This is a genomic window from uncultured Helicobacter sp. (assembly GCF_910577135.1).
In the GTDB taxonomy this organism is placed as follows: domain Bacteria; phylum Campylobacterota; class Campylobacteria; order Campylobacterales; family Helicobacteraceae; genus Helicobacter_C; species Helicobacter_C mastomyrinus.
On sequence record NZ_CAJTLL010000004.1, the window covers coordinates 1 to 9,223 of the forward strand.

The following is a 9,223-nucleotide window of genomic DNA, read 5'->3' on the forward strand; positions in this document are numbered from 1 at the left end:
AGAATCTTTTTCATATATGTTCCTTTTTGAGATGAATTTGAGGCAAAGTAGTTTTAAGGGAATTGTAGCATATTATTGGAATTATCCCTTATATGAGTATATCGTAATAGTTTCTCTATAAAATTAGAGCACAAAATGTGTGAGAAGATAGCTTCCCCATACAAAAGCTACAAACAAACACGCTATAAGTTGTATAGCACTTCCCATATCTTTTGCTTTTTTGGCAAGAGGGTGGATCTCAAGGCTTGTGAAATCAATGGCATTTTCAATTGCGGAATTAATAAGCTCTACGATAATAGAAAGTACACAAGGCAAAACAAGCAGGATAAGTTCTAGCCAGCTTTGAGCGATAAAACACGCAATAATACTTAGCATAATGCCTATACTTAATACTTGCCTAAAGCCCTCTTCTTCCTGCCACGCTGCCTTAATGCCATCGAGGGAGAAAAAAAAAGCATTATAGAGGCGCTTTAAACCTCTTTTCCCCTTTTTGTCGTTGCGTTGAGGATTCTTAGTTTTGGTCGCTGGCATTTATGTTTTCCTAGCGCGAGATGACTTCTAATTGATAATTGTCAAAAAAATACGGGAAGATTTGCTCGGGGTTTTCAAGTGAGATAAAAATATCTTCTGTCTTATTTTTTCGACTTAGATTAAAGCCTAGCTCGTGTGTATTACCAAGTATATAAGATTCTATGCCTTTTCCAAGCTGGGATATTTCATCAGGGTAGATATTCCCTAGGGTTAGGTTTGCAGCAAGGACGAATAGCACATTAATATTATTCACATAGCTTGCGAAATTATCCATATTAGCACTTATACCCAAGAGTGGGCTTTGGATCTCATAAAAACGATACATATCCTTGCTAAATCCCTTATCCTTAGTATTTATACTGAAGGTGCGGAGGGCATATTGGTAGTTTTGATATGGCGAGAGGGCATTTTCATTAAACATCATATCAAGGTAGAAATCTTGTAGGATCTGTGCGATATTTTGCCGTGCGAAATTTTCGTGCTGATATACGCCTTCGGTTTGTATAGCGTATGTGGCATTAGAGGCTTTTATATCGCATTGTAGTTTTTCATTGAGGGTAATATCATTTTGATTAAGCGCAATATCGCATTGCATTTTGTTTGGGACAAATGATGTAAAGAGTTTGATGCTCTTTTGCTGGATCAAAGCTTCTTCTTCTGTTTGTGCCGTAGTTAAGGGGAGATCATTAACCTCCATTTTCATATTTTTGATATTAAATGTAGCCTTAAGTGAGTTATCATCGGCAGAATGCACATCTATGCCTATATCGTATAGATGGAGATTAGCCTCTCTACTGCTTAATGCAATATGTTTGCTATAGCAACCTATGCTTATAAAACCACTACACACAAAAGACTCCCAAGATTCGATAATATCAGTTTGATTAGCAAAGTGCTCGAAACTTTGATTGAGCGTTTGTGTCATACGATCTTTAATCTCTTTGCTTTTAAATGAGATAGCAACTCCAAGTCCTATGGCTACAACCGCGCCAATGCCTAAAACAATACCAATGATTTTTTTACCCATTTTGTTTCCTTTGAGGTTTTTGATATGAAAGATTATAGCATAAGTTTGCAATAGTAGAGACCCCACCCAAAGGGCGAGGGAAGAGGGATATTATTTAGTGTTGGTGGCACCAGCAGAAATTTTATCAACTTCGTCGAAGTTGTAAGGTTGAATATTTTTATCAAGCTCTAAAAGCTCTTTTGGTGCTTCACCATTTACTCTGGGATCTTTGTAGTAGCGCTCACCAGCAGTATGTCCATTAAGGTCTATTTTATAAACAATTTCACCGGGATTAAACTTTTGAATCTCTTCAAATCCTAGATTAGAAGTTTTAAAGCCTTTAATGCCATTTGCAGCAGCGATTTCAACAAGTTTGGTTTGTCCCATTCTCGCCATTTCTACAGCTTGGAGGAGCATACGGCTTGCTTCGCGTGGATTATGAAATCCTGTGGAGTTTTCCGCACCCACAAAATCACCTCTCATTTGTCCTCTTCTATGAAGTTCTAGTGGCTCTTGGAGAGCTTTAGAGATTTTTGTATCATCAGCTTTGCCATTAGTTTGATATGCAGGAAGTTTGCCTAACTCTTCGCGTAATTTCTTGATATCAAAGATAAGGCTCACAGTCGCATATTCTGCACTTCTTAAGTCAAACGCCACAGATTTTTGAATATCGGCAATTTGTTTTTTGAGATATTCTTCAGGCTGTGTATGGCAAGTTTTACACGCAGAATTTATATCAAAGAGTGGTGAAGTAACATTATGTTGTGTGATTTTTTTGCCACCTGAACCTCTAATGTAAGGCATATGACAATCTGCACAGCTCACACCATTAGCCGCATGCACACCACCGCTAAAGAGTTCGTATTCAGGGTGTTGAATCTTGAGCATAGGCGCTTTAGTTTCTTTATGTGTCCAGTCTTCTTGAAAGATTGGTCGCACTGCATCATAATGCGCATCAAACATTTCGATTCTAAAGTTTTCACCTTTTTTCCAAGCACTCCAAGGGAAAGTGAGATTGATACCATCGACTTCTATTTCGGTAGCTTTGTTGCCATCTCTCCAATGCTCATATTCATCATAAGTTTTTTGCGTGCCATTCCACCATTTTTTGGTTGGATCGGTGGCAATTGATTCCCCCATAACTTTGACTTTTTCTCCTGTTGGCTTGAAGTAGTATTCCACGTGGCATTGAGCACATACAAGGGTTCGCATTTCTTTTCTATCTGCTTTAATGCCTTGAATAGGGTCTTTTTGATAGCCCCTACCAACAAGGGCATTGATGAGTGCAGGGCGCACTACTCTTAGACTCATATCATCAGGATTATGGCAATCTGCACAGGTTACACCCATTCTTTTACCGCCATGAGGTCCGCCGTGTTCTTCAGAGCCCTCTTGTATGCCATTGCGAGCAGGGACGTTTTTAATCATTGTCCAATATTTTGTGCTGTTAAATACAGTGAAATCACCTTTGGCTACATTATTGATAAGCCACGGAGTCCAGCCGCTATGGCAGTTCATACAGGCTGCAGGCTGCCCGCCAAATTTTGCAAAACCGTGTGCATTAAGGAAATCTTTGTTGTTTCTAGCAGTTTCCATTTGATCTACTTGTATCCAAAAATGCCCTCTTTCTTCATTTGCGTCAAGACTAAAGGGATAGCCTGCCCATAAGATTGTGAGCTGTGGATAGCGAATGAGCTTTGAGTATGCAAGGTTACCACCAAAGTTTGTGTATTTTGGCGTTTCAGTCTCTACCTTAAGATACATATCAAGATATTCAGGGAAGTTTTTACCCCAAAAATCAAAAGTCGGGTTTTCATCAGTAAGCTCCACAAGCTGCTTAGAAATCACTCCTGTATTCCCTGCCTGTTTTGATGAAATATCAAAGTTAAACCATACAAGTCCAACGATAACAACAATGGCCACAACAATAAATATAGGTAGCATTCTTTTTTCTTTTTGCATCTGTTTCTCCTTAAATTTGTCTAAAATCCTCTTTTGTGCCCTACGCCCTCATGGCAGGAAACACAGCTTAAAGCATTGTTATGCCCTGGGGTGGTCGTAGGATTGACCGCATTCTGGGCATATTCGATATGGCATCGCACACAATTATCTTGCACCATTTGCTTACTTGCTTCATTTGCGCTAAGATTAACGGGTAATGAATCGAGCTTAAAGGTAAAGGCATAAGCATGTCCTACGCCGCTTTGGGCTTTAGCGATCCATTTAGAAATAAAGTTATGTGGCAAGTGGCAGTCATTACAAGTAGCTCGTGGCTGTCCTGCGGTTTTGTGGGAGTGGGGAGCATTAGAGTAATCGTTAAAAACTTCATTCATAATATGACAGTTATTGCACGCTTCTGGATTGTTGCTAAAATATGAGGTGCCTTTGGCATGATAAAATGTATAGCATGCAAGGATAGCAATAATCGTAAGAAGAATGACGAGAATACTCGATATACGAGAGGACGACTTTTTTTGTATGCCTTGTCTCAATAAACTCTCCTTATTTGTTGTTTGCTGAGTGATTTTAAGAAATACTCGCTAGAATATTACTATATATCGCCATAAAAATGTTTTAACTTTTATCAAATATTGTTAAAAAAAGGAAAAAAATGTTTTTACAAACAAGTTTGCAAAGCCTACTTTTTAAGGGACAAAAGATATGTTTTGCTTTGAGTGATCGTTTTGGCGGAGTGAGCAAAGGAGCTTTTAGCACACTTAATTTGGGCTATTATATAGGTGATAAATCTTTAGACGTGGATTCTAACTATCAGCTTATAACGACAAGATTTTATGATATGTTTTGTGTTGAGCAAGGAGATAGGGCGGCTCTGTATTATTGTCAGCAGATTCATAGCACACAAAGCGTTGTTTTGGATAAAACTTTAGAATCTTTAGCGCAAAATCGGGGAGGGGTCTCTATATCACTTGGTGAGGCTGATGGCATTATCACACAGATTCCATATAGAATCTGTGTAGCCCTAGCCGCAGATTGTAATCCCATTTTGCTCTATGATAAAGCACATCACGCAATGGCAGTAATCCACGCCGGACGCAAAGGCGTATTTGATGGTATATTGCCACAAGTGTTTGCAAAGATGAATGCCTTGTATCAAACACAAGCAGCAGATTGTCTGCTTTATGTAGGGGCGTCCATACGCTCGTGCTGCTATGAGGTGGGTGGAGATATATGTGAGGAAGCTATGAATCTTGGCTTTAGTCGCAATGTCTTGAAGGGTAATAGGCTTGATTTGATGGCGTGTTTGCAAGAGCAATGTGAGAATCTCCATATACAAACACATCAAGTAGAGGTTAGTCCATATTGCTCCTGCTGTGATGAGCGGCTATATTCATATAGACGTGATAAAACAACAGGGAGATATGGGCTTTTGGCTATGCTTTTGTAATATTATTTAGGTGTATATACTGCGACAACAGTGTGTCCATAAGCATTTGGTGGAATCTTAATAAAATGCTTGCCTACTTTCCCTATTTTATTGATAATCTTTCTTGTAATGCCCCTATCTACAAGTGGTGTAGAGAGAAAGAGCTTAGCCCACATCGTACTTTGATAAAAATCGATATGTTCGTTTTGGACATTTTCGTGGTAGAGGTCAAGTAATTGGAGATTGAATATATCAGCAATTTTATGCAAGGTAGTGTCGCTAAAGCGGGAGACGTGATGAGGAGGCATATTGAGGATTCCATTTACGCAATATTGAATAAAGCTATTTTCACTCGGCACGGCGATGATAAGCAGAGGTTTGTTATATGCCCCCCCCCCCATTTAATTGTGAATCTTTTAAGCACTCAATTTGAGCTTGGAGGAAGCCATAAGGATTGCTTACGTGTTCAAGGACTTGGAAACTACAAGCGATGTCAAAGCCTTTGGCGTGGGATTTGGCATATTCTTCAACGCTGATATTTTCAATGCAAATGCCATCTTTGCTTGCCATTTCTTTTGCGCCTGTGCTAAGCTCTAGCCCGATGTAATGCTTTTTGGCTTCAGGGGGTAAAAAATGAGCGAATGCTGCTTTACCACAGCCTACTTCTAAAACTTTGGATTCTGGATTAATGTATTTTTGGACGTAATCATACTCGTGCTTTTTAGCGAAGTAATACCACTCAAGTGTGTTAAGCGTATTGTAGAAGTGATTATCCCCTGTGGGAATCGTGCCATCTTCACAAGTGAAAAAGCGCAAATCACATATTTTGCAGTGATGATAAAGTAAGTTGCTTGTAATAATATGACTTACATCAAGCCCAAAGGCACGTTCATAGAGTGCATTTATATCATCTTGTTTGATGGTTTGCAAGATAGCAGTGCTTTGGCTATGGCAGAGAATACATTGTGTCATATACGTCCTTTGATTTGAGATTTAAATTTTCTAAGCAATTTGACAAGGGGCTTGAGTATAGGCTTGGCGATATTGATAGTCATATATATACATCTGCCCCCCCCCGCTAACTGCACAGCAAGATTTACTTGAGAATCCTTATACTTGCTATAAATTTGCACATACTCCGCGCCCTCTATATATCCGTTATTATGTAACGCCCATCATCTTAGCAATATGTTTAAACGTGTAGCGATAGTGAAAATGCTTAGGCAGGTGGCATTTAATCACGGGATAAAAACAATTCCCAATCAAGGCTTTTCCACCAATTTTAAGACAAGAGAGCATAGATTCAAAAGTCTTGAGGACATCATCAACGTGCTCTAGCACATCGGTAGATAATAGACAATCATAAGCATTTTTTTCAAGAGTAGAGACAAAGCGGATATTATCAAATGCTTCTATACACTTTTTGCCATATTGACTAGGGAAAGGCTCATAAATATCAATTTGCACTTTCGGACAGAGTAGAGCGATTTCTTTAGCTAAGCTCCCAAAGCCCCCTCCATAGTCGCAGATACGTTCAAAGCCCTGTATAGCGATATATTGAGCGATTGCCTTGCGTATAGATAGAGAGAGATTATGAGATTCTATAAACAATCCATTGAGTAGCCATACAGGGTGGGCGTAAAATGCACCGATTTTCTCCCAATCAAGATTGCTATTATCACAGCCCATATTGTCCCACACTAAGTCAATGAGATACCACATTTGCTCCAAGTCATCGCTTATTTGTGGATTTTGCATAGAGAGTAATATCTCAATTTCTTTTCTTTCATCGCTTTGTAAATTTTTATTTGTTAAGTCAATATTCATACTGCCCCCTATGTGGTTACTATTCGTTTTTTGCGGATTCTAAAAGCGGATTGTATCATAAAATGCTCTCCAAAAAATATACGAGGTAAGGCATAAAGGTGATTTTTATGCTGGGGATAGATACAGCCACGCCGTGTTGTTGTGGCAGTGGCAAAACCTAGCTTTGGTATGATAGAAAAATATGAAGAATCTACTTCAAGCCTACTTCCAAAAGGATATGCAAAGTGTTTAGGAATATAGCCTAGATATTGTGTAAAAAGCTGCTGGGATAGGGTAATGTCATCTATGACTTGTTTTTGTGAGAGTTGATTTAAAATAGGGTGAGAGTGCGTGTGCGCTCCTATCGTGCAAAGATTCTTATCCCCCCCCCCCATTGTATCTAATAGCTTAATGTCTTCCCAAGTAAGTGCTAGAGAATCATAAGCACGAGGATTATAAGGGATGTTTAAAGAGCGCATAATCTCCTCCCCATCTTCATAGCTTTGGGTATGTGTGATAATATGATGACGTAATGTAAGAAACATCATTTCTTTAGATTCTTTGCTTGAGAGGTCATAGCCGATATGTTGAAACTCCATATAATCCGTGCTTAAAAGATAATCCTCTAGTCCAAACCACCACATACTATGCGTGGATTGAGGGAAAGAAGTGCAGATATAAATGCAAAAGGGGATATTGTATTTTGCAAAAATAGGATAGGCATAGGTAAGATTATCTTTATAACCATCATCAAGCGTAATACATATAAAATATTCTGGGAGAGATTGATGTAAAAGCCCATAATGAAGCTCATCAAGGCTTATAAACACATAGCCAGATTGAAGAGAATCTACAATAAATTGCTCCAAAAATGTGGGGGTAACCTTCATATTTTCATTAGGAGTAAGCTTATCCTCAAAGGGGGCTACACGATGAAGCATAAGAATAAGCCCTTAAAGAAAGATTGCGCTATGTGAAAGCGAGAAAGATAATCCACAAGAGAATGAATGAATTGATACATAATCTCATCCTTAAAATTTACTATACTTTTTTAGCGATAATGCAAATAATCACGGGATAGCGACTATCGTAGGTAAAAAGCTCTTTGTGTTTGAGCTCTTCAGCGGCGATTCCGTGTAGCTCGGCTATCACACTTAGCACATTTCCATAGCTTACCACCTCTACATTACCCTCTCCAAAAACGGCTTCAAAATCCTTTTTAATTCCCATATCCGTAAATCGCCAATAGTCTCCCCACCGCTCATAATCATATTGTGAGATTTGCACTAATCCTGCCACAGTTACAAGAGCTACACTTTCTTTTATGCCCCTCCCCTCATTATTTTTTAGCATAAGATAAATGCCTTTAATCGCAGCCTTGTAATCATAAATAAAATTAAGTGTAACGGTGCAGATGAAGCAATCTAAGATATTATGGGGAAGGGTAGAATGTTTAGTTAAATCCCCTATAATCGTTGCTTGCGGGCTAGAGCTATCAAAATGCAGGATTTCACTTTGCTCTATATCTGTGCCAAATTCTTTTGTATAGGTGTTTTCAGCGATTTCACACACTCTGCCTTGTATATAATGTGCATTCTTACTAAGAAAATCATTTGTGTAGATTCTATCAATAGGTGTGCCTCTATCAAAGCCAAAGACACTTGATAGTGGTGTGGTTTGGCGGAGGTTATGCCATTTTGCAGGCTTGAGGGTGCGCGTTACTCTTTTTTGAAAATGTGCAAAAATGCGGCGAAGAATGCGATAAGGTGTAAGTATAGAGAATCTCATAAAATATCCTTTTTAGTGCGATAATATTTGTGTGATACCCGCACATATTATCTTTAATTTTAGGCTGTATAGTTTTTATTAGAGGGAGGACTTATGCCCCTTAATGGCTACCTATAAAAAGAGGCAATAAGGTATTTGTATCAAATCAAGCGCGTATTATAACAAATTATTTTCTCGCCTCAAGATAAAGGCTTGAAACTCCTTTGTATGGAGAGCCATCGGCATTTATATCAAGTAGATATTCATTAAAATGTGGGATATGGGAAGATTCAAAGCTCATTTGCTCTATGTGGTGAAATTGAGCTTGATGCAAAAGACGCACAAGAGAGAAGCTATCATAAGCCCATTTATGCCGCTCTCCAATACTTGTGCGGATAAAAATTTCACTCGCAACAGAACGTGGAGTAAGGTAATAAAGGACTTTAAGATAAATAGAGAGGAGCTTATTTAGAATCTTATCGAGGGTGATTTTTGAGGCGAAAGGGACACTTTGGGTATTTTTTTTCAAGACATTTTCCCCTACGCGGTGCTCTATAAAATTTGCAAGGGTTATGTTTTGGGTTTGTTTGACATTCTCAAAACAAGCCCCCATATCGCCCCCACTTCGCATACGTACCATTTGGTCAAATATCTCAAGCATAAGCCAATCATATTCTTGTATCAGCATTTGCAGGTTTGAATCTTGCCCAGTTTCTTTCTTATGCCCC

At 38.8% G+C, this 9,223-nt stretch carries 12 protein-coding genes; 1 reads left to right on the forward strand and 11 read right to left on the reverse strand.

Annotation, left to right across the window (positions count from 1 at the left end; all coding sequences use genetic code 11):
- Nucleotides 1-123: 123 nt before the first annotated feature.
- From QZ289_RS02780 to nrfH, 4 genes are all read right to left on the reverse strand, one after another.
- On the reverse strand, nt 124-531 hold the full coding sequence (locus QZ289_RS02780) for a diacylglycerol kinase (RefSeq protein ID WP_295698974.1): 408 nt from the start codon (nt 529-531) through the stop codon (nt 124-126).
- A gap of 10 nt (nt 532-541) precedes the next feature.
- Nucleotides 542-1,558, reverse strand: coding sequence for a hypothetical protein (locus QZ289_RS02785; RefSeq protein WP_295698976.1), 1,017 nt, complete (start codon nt 1,556-1,558; stop codon nt 542-544).
- Between the two features lie 90 nt (nt 1,559-1,648).
- On the reverse strand, nt 1,649-3,499 hold the full coding sequence (locus QZ289_RS02790; RefSeq protein WP_295698978.1) for an ammonia-forming cytochrome c nitrite reductase subunit c552: 1,851 nt from the start codon (nt 3,497-3,499) through the stop codon (nt 1,649-1,651).
- Nucleotides 3,500-3,519: 20 nt separating this feature from the next.
- Nucleotides 3,520-4,029: a cytochrome c nitrite reductase small subunit gene (nrfH, locus tag QZ289_RS02795; protein WP_295698980.1), complete on the reverse strand. Its 510-nt coding sequence runs from the start codon at nt 4,027-4,029 to the stop codon at nt 3,520-3,522.
- A gap of 119 nt (nt 4,030-4,148) precedes the next feature.
- On the opposite strand from nrfH, the gene QZ289_RS02800 reads away from it, so the two are divergent.
- Nucleotides 4,149-4,943, forward strand: coding sequence for a polyphenol oxidase family protein (locus QZ289_RS02800; RefSeq protein ID WP_295698983.1), 795 nt, complete (start codon nt 4,149-4,151; stop codon nt 4,941-4,943).
- A gap of 2 nt (nt 4,944-4,945) precedes the next feature.
- Here the strand turns inward: QZ289_RS02800 and QZ289_RS02805 are convergent, their stop codons facing one another.
- The 7 genes from QZ289_RS02805 to QZ289_RS02835 all read right to left on the reverse strand — a co-directional run bounded on the left by QZ289_RS02805 (nt 4,946) and on the right by QZ289_RS02835 (nt 9,183).
- On the reverse strand, nt 4,946-5,323 hold the full coding sequence (locus QZ289_RS02805; RefSeq protein WP_295698985.1) for a hypothetical protein: 378 nt from the start codon (nt 5,321-5,323) through the stop codon (nt 4,946-4,948).
- Nucleotides 5,304-5,894, reverse strand: a complete 591-nt coding sequence (locus tag QZ289_RS02810; RefSeq protein ID WP_295698988.1) for a methyltransferase domain-containing protein — start codon at nt 5,892-5,894, stop codon at nt 5,304-5,306. The genes QZ289_RS02805 and QZ289_RS02810 overlap by 20 nt, the downstream gene beginning before the upstream one ends.
- Nucleotides 5,891-6,055, reverse strand: coding sequence for a hypothetical protein (locus QZ289_RS02815; protein ID WP_295698991.1), 165 nt, complete (start codon nt 6,053-6,055; stop codon nt 5,891-5,893). Before QZ289_RS02815 ends, QZ289_RS02810 begins: the two co-directional genes overlap by 4 nt.
- Nucleotides 6,056-6,083: 28 nt before the next feature.
- Entirely contained in the window at nt 6,084-6,749 is a 666-nt protein-coding gene (locus tag QZ289_RS02820) for a methyltransferase domain-containing protein (RefSeq protein ID WP_295698994.1), read from the reverse strand.
- Nucleotides 6,750-6,757: 8 nt separating this feature from the next.
- A complete protein-coding gene (locus QZ289_RS02825; RefSeq protein ID WP_295698997.1) occupies nt 6,758-7,669 on the reverse strand; it encodes a polysaccharide deacetylase family protein in 912 nt (303 codons plus the stop codon).
- A gap of 100 nt (nt 7,670-7,769) precedes the next feature.
- Nucleotides 7,770-8,516 (reverse strand): hypothetical protein, encoded by a 747-nt coding sequence (locus QZ289_RS02830; RefSeq protein WP_295698999.1) that lies wholly within the window; start codon nt 8,514-8,516, stop codon nt 7,770-7,772.
- A 166-nt stretch (nt 8,517-8,682) separates the two neighbouring features.
- A complete protein-coding gene (locus tag QZ289_RS02835; protein WP_295699002.1) occupies nt 8,683-9,183 on the reverse strand; it encodes a methyltransferase type 11 in 501 nt (166 codons plus the stop codon).
- Between the last annotated feature and the right edge of the window lie 40 nt (nt 9,184-9,223).

What these genes read in the sequence shown, in the direction of transcription:
- QZ289_RS02780 (WP_295698974.1), bottom strand. Translation starts at nt 531, where the DNA reads ATGCCAGCGACCAAAACTAAGAATCCTCAACGCAACGACAAAAAGGGG.
- QZ289_RS02785 (WP_295698976.1), bottom strand. Translation starts at nt 1,558, where the DNA reads ATGGGTAAAAAAATCATTGGTATTGTTTTAGGCATTGGCGCGGTTGTA.
- QZ289_RS02790 (WP_295698978.1), bottom strand. Translation starts at nt 3,499, where the DNA reads ATGCAAAAAGAAAAAAGAATGCTACCTATATTTATTGTTGTGGCCATT.
- QZ289_RS02800 (WP_295698983.1), top strand. Translation starts at nt 4,149, where the DNA reads ATGTTTTTACAAACAAGTTTGCAAAGCCTACTTTTTAAGGGACAAAAG.
- QZ289_RS02805 (WP_295698985.1), bottom strand. Translation starts at nt 5,323, where the DNA reads ATGGGGGGGGGGGCATATAACAAACCTCTGCTTATCATCGCCGTGCCG.
- QZ289_RS02810 (WP_295698988.1), bottom strand. Translation starts at nt 5,894, where the DNA reads ATGACACAATGTATTCTCTGCCATAGCCAAAGCACTGCTATCTTGCAA.
- QZ289_RS02820 (WP_295698994.1), bottom strand. Translation starts at nt 6,749, where the DNA reads ATGAATATTGACTTAACAAATAAAAATTTACAAAGCGATGAAAGAAAA.
- QZ289_RS02825 (WP_295698997.1), bottom strand. Translation starts at nt 7,669, where the DNA reads ATGCTTCATCGTGTAGCCCCCTTTGAGGATAAGCTTACTCCTAATGAA.
- QZ289_RS02830 (WP_295698999.1), bottom strand. Translation starts at nt 8,516, where the DNA reads ATGAGATTCTCTATACTTACACCTTATCGCATTCTTCGCCGCATTTTT.
- QZ289_RS02835 (WP_295699002.1), bottom strand. Translation starts at nt 9,183, where the DNA reads ATGCTGATACAAGAATATGATTGGCTTATGCTTGAGATATTTGACCAA.